The sequence below is a fragment of the Cupriavidus sp. 05L310 genome, from assembly GCF_056398185.1.
The window spans coordinates 50,737-67,066 of sequence record NZ_JBFTOX010000010.1 but is presented as its reverse complement, the minus strand read 5'-3'; the positions used below and the strand labels follow the sequence as shown (position 1 = coordinate 67,066).

General features: G+C 63.1%; 13 protein-coding genes, 1 tRNA gene and 1 pseudogene. 7 read left to right on the top strand and 8 right to left on the bottom strand.

Annotation, left to right across the window (positions count from 1 at the left end; all coding sequences use genetic code 11):
- Window positions 1-137 precede the first annotated feature (137 nt).
- Both AC1DS6_RS09315 and AC1DS6_RS09310 read left to right on the top strand, forming a co-directional pair.
- Window positions 138-821 (top strand): TetR family transcriptional regulator, encoded by a 684-nt coding sequence (locus tag AC1DS6_RS09315; RefSeq protein WP_441634500.1) that lies wholly within the window; start codon window positions 138-140, stop codon window positions 819-821.
- Window positions 822-869: 48 nt separating this feature from the next.
- A complete protein-coding gene (locus AC1DS6_RS09310) occupies window positions 870-1,796 on the top strand; it encodes an alpha/beta hydrolase fold domain-containing protein (RefSeq protein ID WP_441634502.1) in 927 nt (308 codons plus the stop codon).
- 72 nt (window positions 1,797-1,868) lie between these two features.
- On the opposite strand, the gene arfB is transcribed toward AC1DS6_RS09310, so the two are convergent.
- From arfB to AC1DS6_RS09285, 5 genes are all read right to left on the bottom strand, one after another.
- Window positions 1,869-2,273, bottom strand: coding sequence for an alternative ribosome rescue aminoacyl-tRNA hydrolase ArfB (gene arfB, locus AC1DS6_RS09305; RefSeq protein ID WP_441634504.1), 405 nt, complete (start codon window positions 2,271-2,273; stop codon window positions 1,869-1,871).
- Window positions 2,274-2,461: 188 nt separating this feature from the next.
- Window positions 2,462-3,679, bottom strand: coding sequence for a hypothetical protein (locus AC1DS6_RS09300; protein ID WP_441634506.1), 1,218 nt, complete (start codon window positions 3,677-3,679; stop codon window positions 2,462-2,464).
- 56 nt (window positions 3,680-3,735) lie between these two features.
- On the bottom strand, window positions 3,736-5,157 hold the full coding sequence (locus tag AC1DS6_RS09295; protein WP_441634508.1) for a DUF2252 domain-containing protein: 1,422 nt from the start codon (window positions 5,155-5,157) through the stop codon (window positions 3,736-3,738).
- Window positions 5,158-5,266: 109 nt separating this feature from the next.
- Window positions 5,267-5,491: a hypothetical protein gene (locus AC1DS6_RS09290; RefSeq protein WP_045242279.1), complete on the bottom strand. Its 225-nt coding sequence runs from the start codon at window positions 5,489-5,491 to the stop codon at window positions 5,267-5,269.
- A 9-nt stretch (window positions 5,492-5,500) separates the two neighbouring features.
- Complete coding sequence (locus AC1DS6_RS09285; protein ID WP_441634510.1) at window positions 5,501-5,890, bottom strand: hypothetical protein; 390 nt, start codon at window positions 5,888-5,890, stop codon at window positions 5,501-5,503.
- A gap of 533 nt (window positions 5,891-6,423) precedes the next feature.
- On the opposite strand from AC1DS6_RS09285, the gene AC1DS6_RS09280 reads away from it, so the two are divergent.
- Both AC1DS6_RS09280 and AC1DS6_RS09275 read left to right on the top strand, forming a co-directional pair.
- Entirely contained in the window at window positions 6,424-7,737 is a 1,314-nt protein-coding gene (locus AC1DS6_RS09280) for a dicarboxylate/amino acid:cation symporter (RefSeq protein WP_441634512.1), read from the top strand.
- Window positions 7,738-7,829: 92 nt separating this feature from the next.
- A complete protein-coding gene (locus AC1DS6_RS09275; protein ID WP_441634526.1) occupies window positions 7,830-8,702 on the top strand; it encodes an amino acid ABC transporter substrate-binding protein in 873 nt (290 codons plus the stop codon).
- Window positions 8,703-9,388: 686 nt separating this feature from the next.
- On the opposite strand, the gene aspT is transcribed toward AC1DS6_RS09275, so the two are convergent.
- Entirely contained in the window at window positions 9,389-11,077 is a 1,689-nt protein-coding gene (aspT, locus tag AC1DS6_RS09270) for an aspartate-alanine antiporter (protein ID WP_441634514.1), read from the bottom strand.
- Window positions 11,078-11,320: 243 nt separating this feature from the next.
- Here aspT and gad point away from each other — a divergent pair, with 243 nt between their 5' ends.
- Together gad and AC1DS6_RS09260 are read left to right on the top strand one after the other, a co-directional pair.
- Window positions 11,321-12,694, top strand: a complete 1,374-nt coding sequence (gene gad / locus AC1DS6_RS09265; protein ID WP_441634516.1) for a glutamate decarboxylase — start codon at window positions 11,321-11,323, stop codon at window positions 12,692-12,694.
- A 213-nt stretch (window positions 12,695-12,907) separates the two neighbouring features.
- Window positions 12,908-13,351, top strand: a pseudogene (locus AC1DS6_RS09260) (bifunctional aspartate transaminase/aspartate 4-decarboxylase); the annotation flags it as partial.
- A gap of 30 nt (window positions 13,352-13,381) precedes the next feature.
- Here the strand turns inward: AC1DS6_RS09260 and AC1DS6_RS09255 are convergent.
- Window positions 13,382-13,457 (bottom strand) — tRNA-Arg (locus AC1DS6_RS09255).
- Between the two features lie 387 nt (window positions 13,458-13,844).
- On the opposite strand from AC1DS6_RS09255, the gene AC1DS6_RS09250 reads away from it, so the two are divergent.
- Complete coding sequence (locus tag AC1DS6_RS09250; RefSeq protein WP_441634518.1) at window positions 13,845-14,717, top strand: c-type cytochrome; 873 nt, start codon at window positions 13,845-13,847, stop codon at window positions 14,715-14,717.
- A 116-nt stretch (window positions 14,718-14,833) separates the two neighbouring features.
- On the opposite strand, the gene hemN is transcribed toward AC1DS6_RS09250, so the two are convergent.
- Window positions 14,834-16,267 (bottom strand): oxygen-independent coproporphyrinogen III oxidase, encoded by a 1,434-nt coding sequence (gene hemN / locus AC1DS6_RS09245; RefSeq protein ID WP_441634528.1) that lies wholly within the window; start codon window positions 16,265-16,267, stop codon window positions 14,834-14,836.
- Window positions 16,268-16,330: the final 63 nt, after the last annotated feature.

The window sequence follows — 16,330 nt, the reverse complement described above, 5'->3', positions numbered from 1 at the left end:
GCATCGCTGCCCCCGCAAGTCGGCGTAGACATTCGTCTACTTTTGCAGCAAAGTAGACGAATGTAGACCGAGTGTCAATTCCAAACCGAAGCATGACCACGCCGGGGTATCCCGGCATTAACTTTTTGGCTGTGACCATGGAAGACGTTGCCGGCGGCAAACGCAAACTGATCGACGCGGCGCTGCGCCTGGCCGCGGCCAGGCGCAGCTTCGCCGGCCTGGGCCTGCGCGAACTGGCGCGCGAGGCGGGGCTCAACCCCAACACGTTCTATCGCCACTTCCGCGATATGGAAGACCTGGCGCTGACCGCGGTGGCCGAGGTCAGCAACGAGTTGCGGCCCATGCTGCGCGCGGTGCGCTGGGCCGTGGCGCGCGACAATCCCGGCGAAGTCGCCACGCGTGCCTGCGACGCATTCTTCGCCTACGCCGACGCCCACCCCGACGCCTTCTTTGTCGGTGTGTGCGGCAGCACCGGCCCCCAACCCGCGCTGCGCGACGCGGTGCGCCAGTTGCTGGCGGACATCGCCGCCGAAATGGCGGAAGACATCGAGCGGCTGGCGTTGTGCCCCGGGCTGTCCCGCCCGGTCATCGACGACCTGTGCGGCTACGTGGTGTCCTACCTGTTCCACTTGTCGACGGATTATCTCGAAGACAGCGCCAAGGGCCGGCGCCAGCGCATCCAGCAATCCAGGCAGTTGATCGGCTGGCTGCTGCGCGGCGCCGCCGAACAGCAGCGGGCGCAAGAGCGCGAGCAAAGCCAGGCACAACCGGCACCCGCCCCGGCGCGCAAACGCAAGCCGCCGGAGCGCCGGCCGCACTGAACGCCGCAAGCCTCCACACCGAGTCCTGACCACCGAGCGAGGAGCCCGATGAGCCTGCAGAACCTGTTGCTGTCTTACGGATTGAGAAAGCGCCTGAAGCGCGGCGCGCCGCCGGCGCAGATCGACGTGGCCGGCACCCGCCGCGCGATGGCGCAGTTCGGGCAGAACGCGCGCGTGCCGGCGGGCTGGCGCATCGAACGCTCCGAGGCGGCCGCGTTGCCGGGCGAATGGACGCGCCGCGATGGCGCCGCCGCGCACGCCGATGTCCCCACGCTGTTCTACCTGCACGGCGGCGGCTACTACTTCTGCACGCCGCAGACGCACCGTCCGCTGACGCTGGCACTGGCGCGCGGGACCGGCATGCCGGTGTTCTCGCTGGACTACCGGCTGGCGCCCGAGCATCCCTTCCCCGCCGCGCTGGACGATGCCGTCGATGCCTACTCGGCGCTGCTCGCACTCGGTATTGCGCCACGCAACATCGTGATTGCCGGCGATTCCGCCGGCGGCGGGCTGGCGCTGGCGACGTTGCTCGCGCTACAGGCGCGCGGCACGGCGCTGCCCGCGGGGGCGCTGCTCTTCTCGCCGTGGACGGACCTGGCGGCTACCGGCGAAACCTTGCGCAGCAACGAGCGCCACGACGTCATGTTCCACGGTGAGTCGATCGCCCGCGCTGCGCGCCTGTACCTGGGCGACACCGCCGCCACCGACCCGCTGGTCTCGCCCCTCTACGCCGACCCGGCCGCGCTGGCGGCGCTGCCGCCGCTCTATGTGCAGGCCAGCGACAAGGAAGTGCTGCTCGACGATTCGCGCCGGCTGGTGGAACGCGCCAGGGCGGCCGGCGGCGCGGCCGAGCTGCACGTCTGGCACGGCGTGCCGCATGTCTGGCAGCTCTACCATCCCTTCCTGCCGGAAGCGCGGCGCGCACTGGCGGACGCGGCCGCGTTCGCGAACCGCGTCACGAAGCGCCACCAATAAGGGGGCGGCGGGATACGCGGGCGCGGGGACGGGTACGCGCGGCGAATGCGCGATGTGACGTGGCGTTGGCGCTCAGTCCACGACTTTGCCGCGCTGTGCCTTGACCTGGCTGCGCTGGCTCTTGCCTTCCAGGCGCCGCATCTTGGACCCGTAGGTTGGCCGCGTGGGACGGCGCGCGCGCGGCGGCGTGGCCACGCTGCGCACCAGGTCGTGCAAACGCTGCACGGCTTCCTCGCGGTTCATCTCCAGGCTGCGGTGCTGTTGCGCCTTGATCACCACCACGCCGTCGCGCGTGATGCGGTGATCGTGAAGCTGCAGCAGCCGCGCCTTGTGCCCCTCTTCCAGAGACGATGCGCGAACATCGAAACGCAGGTGAACCGCGTTGGAGACCTTGTTGATGTTCTGCCCGCCGGCGCCTTGCGCGCGGATCGCGGTGATTTCGTATTCGGTGTGGGGGATGAGGATATCGGGCAGCATGCGACGGATGATATCAAGGACCCGGCCCCGTGCGTTGGCTCGCCGGATGTACCAGCAGCAGGCTTGTCATCGCCTTGAGCACGCAGCCGATGCCGGCCGGTTTTTCCAGGCGCGGTTGAGCGGGAATAACAGACCATCGCACGCTACCGCTCCCAGGAGGGTGGCAATGCCGGACGGGGAACGGTCGCCTAGAACAACAGGCCGAACATCATCTTGAGCAGCGCTTCCAACGGCATCATGGTCAGCGCCAGCGGCAGGACCGGCAAAAGGGTGGCCACGGCGACCTGCATGACGGATTCTCGCGTAATCGGGGCAATGCGCATCGTCCGCACAACGTCGAAGCTGTTGCCCAGATCCGCGAGGGACTGGATATCGCCGCTACCCACAAGCGATTCATCGGGAGCGGCTCCTCCGCGTAGCCACTTGGCATCGAACTCGCGTACGTAGCGCTCCGCCAGCGTGCCGTATTCACGCAGGCCCGTGCGCTTCGCCTCCGCCAGCTGAGGCGAAAACACCAGCAACGGGCCAAGTACAAGGCACAGCAGGAAAATGACCATGACCGCGATCTGTACCTTGTACTCAGGCAGCGTGGCCCCGAGATAGAAGATGCGGTTGGCGAGTTGCCCAGCCAGCAGCACGCCGTGCGCCATGGCAAGCAGCGCGAAGGCATGGACCGCCTGGGCGAGAAATCCCAGGCCGCCGACGCGGTCCGGATGCATGGGAATCAGGATCAACTTGATGCGTGACACCTGCCAGAGAAAACGGATCCAGACAAGGAGCCTGAAGTACCAGCGACACAACAGGAACTGGAAGACAGGCAGGCTCACGTAGCCATACCACATGCCGGCAAGCGAGAGTCTCGAGCCTTCGGCGGACGATGTCACGTACCATGTGGCGGCGTCGAGCGCCGTGTAGTGCCGCCAGATGACGAGGATGCCGACGCCATACACGATGCCGATCAGGAGCAACTCGGTGAGCACGGAATTCCGCAGCCGGAACGCCGACGCGATAGCCGCCTCGAATCGCATCGAGGCGTTTTCGGGAATCAGCTTGCGCTCTATGAACAGCCTCGCCACCGGCCGCATGCGAAGGTGCACCACCAGCTCTGAAGCGATCAACAGCGGCATCACCAGCAGGAAGCGCGCATGCGCTTCGATGTCCAGCAGAAAAGGCAAGGTCACTCGGCCGCCCAGCAGCTGTCCCTCAGCCGCTGACAGCACCAGGAGCGGTAGCCAGGCGAACAAGGACATGACGATGATGCGCTGGTGCACCAGCTGCAACGCGTCATCGGCCAGGTGTGCCTTACGCAGAAGCTGGAAGAGTGGCCCGCCCAGGACGAGCGAGAAGTCTTGCGTAGTCAGGGGCGAATCCCGGGCGGCGCCGGGCTCCGAGACGCGAGCGTTCATTGTTGGCCTCTCCACGCCGAGAGCAGTTCCCCGGAAATCCCCGGCAGCGTTCCTGCCTAGTCTTCGACCATCACCGTGATCCGGCCCTCTCTGATTGCACTGAGGAACGCCCGATAGTCGCTTCGGTTCTGGGAGGCATACTCGGTCGCAAATTCGCCCACAGCGTCGTCGAAGGATTGCCCGGAACCCATGTATCCGGCGATCACCGCGGCATCGCCGGAGCGGGCATGCGCGCGAGCCAGGGCATGCGCGCACATCCGCGCGTATTGCCGCAACAACCCTGTATCCCAGTCCTCGATAACCGCGGACAACTTCATGTCGCGAAGCTGGCGGACATAGAATTCGCGGCCGTTCACGCCTCGGGTCCATCCAAGGAACACATCGCTGGCCGACTGCATGAGGCGCTGTCCCACGATGACGCGCTGGCCATGATTGGCGTGCAGGCTCTTGCCCGCATAGGGCTCGAGCACGGAGGCCTTCGCCTCCTTCACTTGCAGGAACAGCGGGTCATTGTCCGCCGCCATGAACAGTCCCACTGCGCACATCGTGCCAACGCTTCCCACGCCGACGACCTTGAGGGCCAGGTCGACGTAGTGGAAGCGGTCGAACAATGTCCGGACATGCTCGGGCAAGCTCTCCCGATACGAGGCAATGGCTTCCGTGTACCCTGCCCCGAGACCGGGAGCCTGTTCTTCCGTCGGATGGAAAATCAGGGGGGGTTCATCCTTGATCCTGGGCTTGACCCCTTCCTCCGAGACGAGCTTCGGATACAGATGGTCAGGCACCGTCTTGCGCCGCTCCGATTCGAGCCGCTCCTCCAAGCGCTTGCGAGTCGCCGCCACGACAGCCGGATTGCCCGTCCGGTCTTCATACTTTTGCAGGTCGATCCTGTTGTACCAGACGTCGAGCGCCCGCATCCCGGCGAAATTGTCCATCCGCTCGCGGTATTCGCGCACGAGATCCGTGGCCACGCGTCCCGCGTCGCTGCGGGGCAGCTCCAGATGTTGCGCCGCCACGACCACGCTGGCTGCAAGCCGCTTCAGGTCCCACTCGAAAGGGGCCGGCAGTGTCTCGTCGAGATCGTTGACGTCGAAAATCACGTTGCGCTCGGGCGTCGCGAAGCCGCCGAAGTTCATCAGGTGCGCATCGCCGCACGCCTGCACCCGGATCCCGCTCGTCGGGGTGCTGGCAAGGTCGGCTGCCATCAGTACGGCCGCGCCGCGATAGAACGCGAATGGCGAAGCCGCCATGCGCCCGAAGCGGATCGGGGTCAGGCTCAGGATGCGGCCCTCATTGGATTCGATCAGGAGTTCAATCGGGTCGCGGCGATCCTTGGGCGCCGTCCATCCAGCATGCGATGCGCGCGGCACCGTGTCGCGCAGTGCCCGCCCTTCGGTGGCGCGATCATCGGCCGACAAGTAACGCGTCCCGGTTTGAGGTGCGGCACTCTCGCTCTTTCCCTTCCTATTCTTGGACATGTGGCACTCCCCATTTTCAGGTTTGCGCCAGCCGCTCCGTGCTCAAGCCAGGGCCGGAGGATGAGGCAAGTCTCCATGCCCGGTCTTGCAGCGAAGCGGCGGACGCGCCTTACTGCTGCTTGCCTCCCTTGATGTTGCCCGCGACACCGCCAGCGACAGCGCCTACCGCGGCACCGGTCCAGGCGCTCCCGCCCGCGATGGCGGCGATGCCTGCGCCGGCCAACGCGCCCACGCCCGCGCCCGACATCGTCCCTTGTTGTTGCGGCGTCATGTTCGTGCACCCGACAATGCCGACTAGGGCAAGCGTTGCACCGATCAGTCCGAGTGATTTCATGCGTTTCACCTACTTGTTGCGCTGAAGTCCGGGAACGACCATTTCGAACCAGATCGTTTCGATAACCGGCCGCTGAAGCCGATCGGAATGCGTGGCGTACCACCGATCCAGTCCTTCCCGCACCGTTTCGAGTGTCTGGCCCTGCAGCCCCTTCGCCAGGCGAGGAATGACGCTTTGCGTGTCTGGTGGTGAATTGCCCACCTGAGCGCGATACGCGATATCAACCTGGATGACATTGGCGATGCCAATGAGGTAAGCCTTCTTCGCCTGCTCCGATGACTCGATCCAATGCTTGCCGGTGATCAGCGGGATTTCGTCGCCACGGGCAGGGCCCGATGCGATCACCAGCGTCGTGCACACCGCTGCCATCACAGTGCGGAAATTCAGATGCATGATCATCCTGTTCTCCTCAGGAATCCGCAAATCAAAGGTACCGTGGTGGTGGCATTCAATACCCGCTAAACACGCACAAGCCATCGCTTCGCGCGGCCCTGGCTGTACGCCGACAAGGCCAATGGCACTCCGCAATCCCGCGAAGGCATTTCAGACTGCCTTGATCGGGAATCCACCGGATTTCGATATCTCTGTGAAAGATTAGGAGACAGACGGGGGGGCGGGTTGATCCAGGTCAACGGGATGGCAGCGCCGGCCGCCCGCCGGACGGCATGCAGGCGCCTCAGGACATCTGCCGCGCCAGTTTTGTGATCTGGCACATGATCTCTGGCTTGCACATCATCGGTGCGAGCGCCTATCGTTACTTACGTGCAGACCACCGCATTTCGAGTAGCTGGAACCGAATTTCGGACCATTTCCCGCCGCTGAAGAGTTGCATCAAGCACGTGGTCAGTGCCGAGTCAGCCAGGTCAAAATGCGGGGCGAGCGGCCAGCGCCTGCCATGCACAAGATCGCTCTGCAACCGCCAGGGGCCGGCCATGGGAAAACATCTCCATATCACCACCTACATCGTCATCGCGATGGTACTTGGCGGCGTGGTCGGCTACGCCTGCAATATTGCCTTCCCGGATCCCAAGGCCGCGAAGGACGTTGCCGGCTATTTCTCGATCATCACCGATGTCTTCCTGCGACTAATCAAGATGATCATCGCCCCGCTGGTCTTCTCCACGCTGGTGATGGGCATCGCCCATATGGGGGATGCCAGCACTGTGGGGCGCGTCGGCGTCAAGGCGATGGGTTGGTTCATCACCGCATCGCTCGTCTCGCTGACCCTCGGCCTGATCATGGCAACGATGCTGCAACCGGGCCACAACCTCGGACTGCCGTTGCCCGAGGTTGGCACCGCCACCAGCCTCAAAACCAATGCCTTCACACTGAAGGACTTCGTCATCCACCTGGTTCCCCGCTCGGCGGCGGAGGCCATGGCAAACAACGAAATCCTGCAGATCCTGGTCTTCTCGATCTTCTTCGGGACCGCGCTGTCGACGCTTGGCGAAAAGGGCAAGCGCATGGCCGGCGTCATCGAGGATCTGGTCCAGGTGATGCTGAAGATCACGAGTGCGGTGATGTGGCTGGCGCCGGCGGCCGTGTTTGCCGCCATCGCGTCGACGATCACCACGCAAGGCCTGGCGATCCTCGTGACGTTTGCCAAGTTCATGGGCGGCTTCTACTTGTCATTGCTGGTGCTGTGGTCACTGCTCGTCCTGGCGGGGATCGCGTTCCTGGGCAAGCGGGCCCTGGTGCTGGTCCGCCTGATTCGCGAGCCGTTCCTGCTGGCATTCTCGACCGCAAGCTCGGAAGCCGCCTATCCCAAGCTGCTGGAAGCCCTCGACAAATTCGGTGTCGACCGCAAGATCTCGAGTTTTGTGCTGCCAATGGGCTACTCCTTCAACCTGGACGGTTCGATGATGTACTGCACGTTCGCCGTACTGTTCATCTCGCAGGCCTATGACATCCACCTGCCCTTGGGCACCCAGATCACCATGCTTTTGCTGCTGATGCTGACCTCGAAAGGCATGGCCGGCGTGCCGCGCGCATCGCTGGTGGTCATCGCGGCCACGCTGAACCAGTTCAGTCTGCCAGAGGCCGGCCTGCTGCTGATCATGGGGGTGGACCAATTCCTGGACATGGGCCGCTCGGCCACCAACGCGGTGGGAAATTCGATTGCGGCAGCCGTGGTGGCCAAATGGGAAGGTCAGTTGTCGAGCGGACCCACGCTGGACGAGGGAGGCGAAAGCGATACCGCCGACGGGGCGGTGCCCTTGCACAAGCCAGACGCCGCGCAAGCATAGGCGGCGCGGCGCGCGACACCCAGGACCGACGCATGCACTCCCAACAAGCACGCCGGCGAGCCCGGCCCGTCCATATGGTGCTGCGGATCTCGATGGCCATGTGCCTGGCGGCAGCCGCCGCCTCCATCGGGGCGCAGGAGCCTTTCGCGCTGTCCGGAACTTTGAAGAAGGCAAGGGAAACGGGTGCTCTCATCATCGGCTACCGGGAATCCTCATTGCCGTTTTCCTACCTGAACCAGATCGGCAGGCCGATCGGGTATTCAATCGACATCTGCGCGTCGATCGTCGAGGCCGCGGGGGAAGAGGTCGGCCGCGACCTGACGATCAAGTGGGTGCCGGTGACGTCCGAGAGCCGCTTCGATGCGATTGTTTCCGGCAAGATCGATCTCGAGTGCGGCTCCACGACACGCAACGCCGAGCGGCAGCAGCGCGTCGCGTTCTCGCCCGTGATCTTCCTGGCGGGGACCAAACTGATGGTGCCGCACGGTTCGCCGATCAAGTCGTTCCGCGACCTGAAGGGCAAGACGGTGGTTGCTACGGCTGGCACGACCAACGTGGACGCCATCGAGCAATTGTCCACGCGCTTCAATCTCGGCCTGAAGATCATCCGCGCTCGCGACCATGCCGACGCTTTCGAGGTCCTGCGGCATCGCGGCGCCGACGCCTATGCGGGCGACGATATTCTGCTGTATGGCTTCCTGGCCAAGTACGGCACGCGCAGCCAGTACGACGTTACCCGCGAGTTTCTCTCCTACGACCCCTACGGCATCATGCTGCGCAAGGGCGACCCGGAATTCGCCGCCGTCGTCGACAAGGCCGTGCGCAAGCTGAGCACGTCTGGCGAACTCGACCGCCTGTACAAGCAGTGGTTCCTGAACCGGTTGCCGACCGGTGAGCGGCTGGGCATTCCAATGAGCGAACAACTGGAGGAGATCATCAAGGCGGCGCCAGAGCCGACGGAATAGCAATGCGGTGAGGGCCAGGATTCCCGGCCGGATCGATCGATTGCACTCGTGCCCAAGCGAGGCGCGCGGAAACAGCCGATCGCACAGGGCCTTGGCGGTTCGTTTGGCGCGCTAGCACAGAACTGGAGACGATGATCGATGAGGTTCAGCGTGCGACTACCACAATCATTCCTATGCATGCTGAACCGACAACGTAGGCCCGCTGCGCGGGGTTAACGGTGCGTAGCTGTCCATATTCGCCGGTTGCCGGACCGCAATCTGACCCCTGCCAGCAACTTCATCACCACGTAGAACTACGGACCGTGAGACGATGGGCAGCGCCCCCCGTGCCAATATGACGTGCGGACCCGGAACAGCCCGATGATGCTATGAAATGGACGGGTCGTGACGCATGGCCCCGTCTTTGTCGAAGTGCTTCTGTGACTCTCTTCTCCGCCAGCAGCAGAATATAGTTCGGAACTTTTGCATCGATCAAAAGTGCGCCCCAGGCAATCCCGGAATTCCCGTTGAATAACTTCCTTCGGCATATTGTGGCCCTTGGCGATTCGTTCAATTGCCTCGGCCACGGACGAAGGGCGCGCGAGGCAACCGTCTCCAGGACCAAGGACGCCTGTTGGCGGATATCCCAGTGCAACTCCGTTTGACTGAGGCATGATTAGCTTTCAACGGCATCAGTGCCATCTGCCTCACGACAGGATCATGATGACCACCATGCCCGAGATCGTCAGCAGTGTATTGCCGACGGCATAGGGCACCGTGTACCCCAACCCAGGGACCTGGCTCTTGGCGCCATCGCAGATCATGCCCAGCGCTGCCGTGGTGGCACGCGCGCCTGCGCAGGCGCCGAGCAGGATCGCCGGGTGGAAGCGGAACACGAACTTGGCGAGGAGCATGCTAACGGCCAGCGGGATCGAGGTCGCAAGGATGCCCCACAGGAGAAGGCTGATGCCAAGCTTCTGCAAGCCGGCGATGAAACCCGGGCCCGCGGAGATGCCCACCACAGCGATGAAGACGTTGAGGCCGACCGAACTCATGAACCAGATCGTCGGCTCGGGGATGCGGCCGAACGTCGGGTGTATCGCCCGGAACCATCCGAAAATGATGCCCGCAATCAGCGTACCGCCTGCGGTGGAGATGGTTAGCGGAATACCGCCGACCTTCAACACGCTTGCACCGATCAGCGCACCGGCCATGATCGCCAGTGACATCAAAGCCACATCCGTCACGTTGGTTGGCCGGTCGACGTAGCCCAGATGCGTTGCGGTGGCGTTGATATCCTGGATACGGCCCACCAGCGTGATCACGTCGCCGCGATAGAGTTTCGTTTTCGGCAGCACCGGTATCACGGTTTCAGTCGGACCCCGCTTGATATTCTTGAGAAACACGCCACGTGCCCACGGCCAAGTTGCCAACTCCTTCAGTGAATGGTCATCGACCTCCTTGTTCGTGATGTAGATGTCGACGCCCTCTGTCTGCACATTGAGCAGTTCCGCATCGTCGACTTCCCTGCTGCTAGGACCCAAGCGTTCGATCAACTGATTGCGCTTACCGCCGATGGCGACAATATCGCCGGGCGCGAGGCTCGTGTTCAGGTGCGCCTCGATGATCTTGCCATCCCTGCGAATGCGTTCGATAAAGGCGCGATGTCCTTCCGGGGTGCTGGCCTCGATGTCCCCGACCGCCCTGCCGATAAAAGGACTGTCCGGCGCCAATGAATAGGCACGCAATTCGAACTCATGCCATTCCGTGCCAACTTCTCCCGACTCTCCCGCACCAAGTTGTCGCTCGTAATCCCTGCAAGCGGCTACCAGATCAATGCCCAGCAGCTTCGGGCCGATCTGGGCCAGGATGATCGCCGAACCCACGGTGCCGAAGATGTAAGTCACAGCGTAGGCAATCGGCATGCCTTCCAGCAGTTTCCTGGCCTCATCCGGCGGCAGCCCGAGCCGGTTGATCGCGTCAGTGGCAAGCCCCATCGATGCGGAAATCGTTTGCGACCCGGCGAAAAGCCCCGCCGCCGAACCCAGGTCGTATCCCGCCAGGATTGCCGCTCCGACCACCGCCGTCAGTGACAGCACGCAAGAGATCACTGCGAAGATAACCTGCGGTATCCCGTCCTTGGCGATGCCTCGCACGAACTGCGGTCCGACGCTATAGCCCACGGCGAACAGGAACATCAGGAAGAACACAGCTTTCACATTGACCGAGATCTTGACGCCCAGGGTCCCGATGACAATGGCTACGAGCAACGTTGAGGTTACCGCTCCCAGGCTGAAGCCCCTGAAGCTCTTCCCGCCCACCCAGTAACCGACCCCCAACGCAAGGAAAATGGCGATCTCAGGATAGGCTTTTAGCGTTGACACGAACCAGGACATGGCTACGGCTCCCGTTTGCTGCCAAACACGCGTTTTCAGGCATCGCGCTCGTCTTGGTTAAGCTAGCCCATACCGGCACTTGAACATTGATCCATGACAAGGAGCGGAGCGCGACCTCATCTATTGTGGAGTTGATCCGTCGCCTGTGCGCGTGAGAGACAGTCATACATGCGTGTTCTCGGGCGAAAACAATCTCCCACCGGACAAATCGGCCGATGGGTTAATCACTGCGAGAGGTGAATAATGGCCGCCAATCCGGATAAGGTTACTGCTTACGACGAGTTCAATATCAAGATCCCGGAGGATCACTTTCCTAAGTTGGGAATTTCCGCACGCGCCGCTGCGGCGCTCGTGGTCAGCGAGGAATGGACCGATGCGAACCCGATGCTGAACATGTCGTCCTTCGTGACGACCTGGGCCGAGCCAGAAGCCAGGGAGGTTGCCGCTCGAAACATCTTCAAGAACTATATCGATCACGATATGTATCCGCAGGTCTTCGAGATGGAGCAGCGGATGGTGCGCTGGCTGCACCAACTCTGGAACGGGCCCAAGGGCGTGGAGCCATATGGCACTGCAACAGTGGGCTCATCGGAAGCCTGCATGCTGGCTGGCCTGGCACACAAGTGGAACTGGCGGCAAAGGCGTCAGGCGGAGGGCAAAGATGTTTCGCGCCCTAATATGGTGACGGGTGGCAACGTTCAGATCGTCTGGAAGAAATTCCTGCGCTACTTCGATGTGGAACCGCGTATCGTGCCGCTCAAGCCGGGAAACTATCGGCTGACCGCCGAGGATCTCGACAGCTATGTAGACGAGAACACCATTGCCGTCGTCGCCATCGCCGGACAAACCTTTACCGGGGAAGATGACGACATCCAGGCGATTCACGACTGGCTGGATGACTATGAGAAGCGCACCGGAACTTCCGTCCCGATGCATATTGACGGCGCTTCCGGCGGCTTTGTGAACCCCTTCCTTTATCCCGACTACAAGTGGGACTTCAGCCTGCCACGCGTGTTATCCATCAATGCGTCCGGACATAAATACGGCCTGACGCCTCCCGGTCTGGGTTGGGTGATTTTCCGGGAGCGCAAGATTTTCAACGAGGATCTGGTGTTCTACGTGAATTACCTTGGCGGCGAAATGCCAACAGCCACGCTCAATTTCAGCCGCAACGCCTTTCAGGTTGCGGTGCAGTACTACCTGTTCCTGCATCTTGGCTTCGACGGCTACAAGAGAATCATGACGCACACGCTGGACAATGCGATCGCGCTGCGGAAGGTGCTGGTCGATAGTGGGTACTTCGACATCATGAACGAGACGCAACGTATCCCCGTGGTCGCAGTGACGCTGAACAAGAAGATCAAGAATTTCAACGAATTCGATGTCTCAAACAAGGTCCGCGAGCATGGCTGGGTTCTCTCCGCGTATTCCATGCCACCGAATGCCGAGACCGTGACCAGTCTTCGGGTTGTCATCCGGCCACATATCAATCAGACGGTGGCGATGTTGCTGGCAAACGATATTGTCAAAGCCTGTCAATACCTTGAGACGCACGGTGGTAACGCGACTCCTCCCGAACTCCATGCGAAAGAGAAGACCACTCAGGTCAAATGCTAGTTGTCAGCGCAATGTCCGGGCAAGCGTATTTGATTTGGCATGCCCGGGTATCGCCCCGTCTCATAGAGTAGGCCGGAGGCTCCGGCCGATTACTGGTGGGTGGTCCCCGTTGGATCCCGCCCGTATCCCCAGACGCGGCTTCAGGCCGGTGGATAACACCATCGCATGCCAGAACTCTTGCGTTGCGCGGTGCAATATTCTGGGCGATATGCCATGAGTCGACCGGATATGTCGAAGTTCGCAAACCTCTCGCCCTTTGAACTCAAGGACGAGCTGATCAAGCTGGCGGGCAGCGTTTCGAACCGGCTGATGCTCAACGCCGGGCGTGGCAATCCGAACTTCCTTGCAACGGTTCCACGCCACGGCTTTTGGCAGCTTGGGCTGTTTGCCATGATTGAATCGGAACGGTCATTTTCGTATCTCGCGGAAGGCGTCGGCGGCTTTCCCCGGCGCGCTGGCATTGCGGAGCGCTTCGATCTCTTCGCGCGCTATTACCGCGACGCCCCAGGAGTCAAGTTCCTGACCGGCGCCATCTCCTTCGTGCGCGACCAGCTTGGGCTGGATGGCGGAGATTTCCTCTATGAAATGTGCGAGGGCATCCTGGCTTGCAACTATCCGGTACCGGATCGCATGCTCAGGCTCAGCGAGAAAATCGTCTGCCGTGGCAGCAACTGCAAGGTGGAATCTTGGTGCGCCCGGCTGGGATCGAACCAGCAACCCCTGCCTTCGGAGGGCAGTACTCTATCCATTGAGCTACGGGCGCACAGGGTATGACGGGGTACTTCGCAGGCAGCGCGCGAGTGCCGCTGCCGGAAAGTCGCATAGGATACCGTGTTTGTCCGCGGACGTCCATGTCCGGCTCAATCAGGGTGGCGTGGTGACGTCTCTTCCAAGCCGCTTTTGCCTCATGCCATAGGCCTTTGAGGCTATAATCGCGAGTTATTTGTGTAAAAACGGGGCTGCGCAACGTCCACATCAGGTCGGTGGATGGCGGTGGCATACCCCGCTGGCTGGCCCCTTTGGGGACAGTTGACGCCGGATAACAGTCCGATGCACGCAATTGGCCAGGGGGAATTGGCCACCGAGCAAGCGGCCACATAAGCAGCCGATCGCGAGCGGCCACAGGTTTCCTGCAAATTGAGAGTTGAGTATGAGCGACGTCCACAACGCACACGACGAACACGAGTCTCCCATCAAGACCCCCAAGCAGCTGATCGCTGTGGTGATTGCCGCCTTCCTGGTGCCAATCATCGTGATCATCCTGCTGGTCAATTTTGTCGGACACGGCGCCAAGGAAGGCGCGGGCTCCACCGCTACCGTGGAAGCCGTCAATGACCGCATCAAGCCGGTCGCCTCGCTCGAACTGAAGGATCCGAATGCAGCGCGCGTCTATAAGACGGGCGAACAGGTCTACAAGGAAGTCTGCGCCGCCTGCCACGCCACCGGTGCTGCCGGTGCGCCCAAGTACGGCACCGCCGGCGACTGGGCTCCGCGTATCGGCCAGGGCTTCACCGGCCTGCTGAACTCCGTGCTGCACGGCAAGGGCGCCATGCAAGCCCGCGCCGGCACCACCGCCGACGATTACAGCGACTACGAACTGGGCCGTGCCGTGGTCTACATGGCCGACGCCGGCGGTGCCAAGTTCCCGGAGCCCGCAGCGCCCGCTGCTGCCGCTCCGGCTACCGCCGCTGCCTCGGATGCCGCTGCCGCGCCTGCCGCAGCAGCAGCCCCGGCAGCTCCCGCTGCTGCTGCCGCACCGGCTGCTGCTGCAGCGCCGGCTTCCGCCGAAGTGGGCAAGAAGGTCTACGACCAGGTCTGCGCCGCCTGCCACGCCGCCGGTGTTGCCGGCGCGCCGAAGCTGGGCGACAAGGCTGCCTGGGCGCCGCGCCTGAAGGAAGGCATGGACGCCGTTCACGCCTTCGCCCTGAAGGGCAAGGGCGTGATGCCGCCGAAGGGCGGCTACGCCGGCCCGGACGCCGACGTGATCGCAGCGGTCGACTACATGGCCAACGCGTCGAAGTAACCGGCCGGAAATCATCCCGGGGCCACCACGGCGCAAGCGGTGGAACGGACCCGGAGAACAAAAAGCCCGCGGCTCGCCGCGGGCTTTTTGTTTGCCTGCTGCCGGGCGTCAGTGGCTCAGACCACGCGCGAGTAGCGCAGTGGCGCCGGCAGCGGCGTACCTGCATCGGCGCCCGGGGTTCCCGCTGGTGCCACTGCCGGCACCGCGTCCGCAGCCCGCCGCGCGTCTTCACGCAGGAAGCCGTCGAAGACCATCGCCAGCCGGCGCACCAGCAAGCGGCCCAGCGGGGTCACTTCGATGCGGCCGGGCTCGCATCGCACAAGGCCTTCCCCGGCGAGCCGCCCCAGGTCCGCCATCTCGCCAGCGAAGTGCGCGGCAAAGTCGATGCGATGCCGGGCTTCCACCGCTGCAATATCGAGCACGCCGTTGCACATCAACGCACCGATGACTTCACGCCGCAAGTGATCCTCATCGCGCATGGCGAAGCCGCGCATCACCGGCAGCACGCCGCCGTCGAGCACGCGGTAATAATCGTCCAGCGTGCGCGCGTTCTGTACATAGCGGCCCGCCACCGCACCGATCGACGAGACGCCAAATCCAAGCTGGTCATGGCCGGCGTGGGTGGAATAGCCCTGAAAGTTGCGCTGCAGCCGGCCCTCGCGCTGGGCCACGGCCAGCGCGTCGTCCGGCAGCGCGAAATGATCCATGCCGATATAGACATAGCCCGCGGCGGTGAGCTGTTCGATGGTGCCGACCAGGATGTCGAGTTTTTCAGCGGGCGCCGGCAGCGCGCGCTCGTCGATGCGCCGCTGGGGCTTGAACACGTGCGGCAGGTGCGCATAGCTGTACACGGAGAGCCGGTCCGGGCGCATCGCCAGCACTTGCTCCACGGTGGCGGCGAAGCGCGCCGTGGTCTGGTGCGGCAGGCCGTAGATCAGGTCCATGCTGACCGAGCGGAAGCCGAGCCGGCGCGCGGCGTCGACCACTGCCCGGGTTTCGGCCTGCGATTGCACGCGGTGGATCGCTTGCTGCACCTCGGCGTCGAAATCCTGCACGCCCAGGCTGATGCGGTTGAAGCCGAGTTCGGCCAGCAGCGCCATCTGCGCGTCGCCGATCCGGCGCGGGTCGATCTCAATGGAGTGTTCGCCCTCGGGCAGCAGGTTGAAATGCTGGTGCAAGGCATCCATCACGCGGCGCATCTCCGCCGGGTCGAGGAAGGTCGGCGTACCGCCGCCCCAGTGCGATTGCACCACCTCGCGCCGCGCGCCGAGTTGTTGCGCTACCAGCGCCATCTCGCGCGCCAGGTAATCCACATAGCGGGCGCTGCGGCGATGGTCTTTGGTAATGATCTTGTTGCAGCCGCAGTAGTAGCAGATGTTCTCGCAAAACGGCACATGCACATAGAGCGACAAGGGCGGCTGCCGGCCGGCATCCACGCCAGCGCTGGCCGCGCAATCGGCCAGTGCTTGCCGGTAGTCCTGCTCGCCAAAACCGCCATGGAAGCGGTCCGCCGTGGGGTAGGAGGTGTAGCGCGGGCCGTTGATGTCCATGCGGCCGGCCAGCTCGCGGAAGTCCGACAAGGCATGCCGGTCCGGGGCCGAGGCGGCCCGGCC

Coding starts and splice junctions, on each gene's coding strand:
- AC1DS6_RS09290 (WP_045242279.1), bottom strand. CDS start 5,491: ATGAAATCACTCGGACTGATCGGTGCAACGCTTGCCCTAGTCGGCATT.
- AC1DS6_RS09275 (WP_441634526.1), top strand. CDS start 7,830: ATGGCCATGTGCCTGGCGGCAGCCGCCGCCTCCATCGGGGCGCAGGAG.
- AC1DS6_RS09310 (WP_441634502.1), top strand. CDS start 870: ATGAGCCTGCAGAACCTGTTGCTGTCTTACGGATTGAGAAAGCGCCTG.
- AC1DS6_RS09250 (WP_441634518.1), top strand. CDS start 13,845: ATGAGCGACGTCCACAACGCACACGACGAACACGAGTCTCCCATCAAG.
- AC1DS6_RS09300 (WP_441634506.1), bottom strand. CDS start 3,679: ATGAACGCTCGCGTCTCGGAGCCCGGCGCCGCCCGGGATTCGCCCCTG.
- gad (WP_441634516.1), top strand. CDS start 11,321: ATGGCCGCCAATCCGGATAAGGTTACTGCTTACGACGAGTTCAATATC.
- AC1DS6_RS09285 (WP_441634510.1), bottom strand. CDS start 5,890: ATGATCATGCATCTGAATTTCCGCACTGTGATGGCAGCGGTGTGCACG.
- AC1DS6_RS09295 (WP_441634508.1), bottom strand. CDS start 5,157: ATGTCCAAGAATAGGAAGGGAAAGAGCGAGAGTGCCGCACCTCAAACC.
- hemN (WP_441634528.1), bottom strand. CDS start 16,267: ATGGACATCAACGGCCCGCGCTACACCTCCTACCCCACGGCGGACCGC.
- AC1DS6_RS09280 (WP_441634512.1), top strand. CDS start 6,424: ATGGGAAAACATCTCCATATCACCACCTACATCGTCATCGCGATGGTA.
- aspT (WP_441634514.1), bottom strand. CDS start 11,077: ATGTCCTGGTTCGTGTCAACGCTAAAAGCCTATCCTGAGATCGCCATT.
- AC1DS6_RS09315 (WP_441634500.1), top strand. CDS start 138: ATGGAAGACGTTGCCGGCGGCAAACGCAAACTGATCGACGCGGCGCTG.
- arfB (WP_441634504.1), bottom strand. CDS start 2,273: ATGCTGCCCGATATCCTCATCCCCCACACCGAATACGAAATCACCGCG.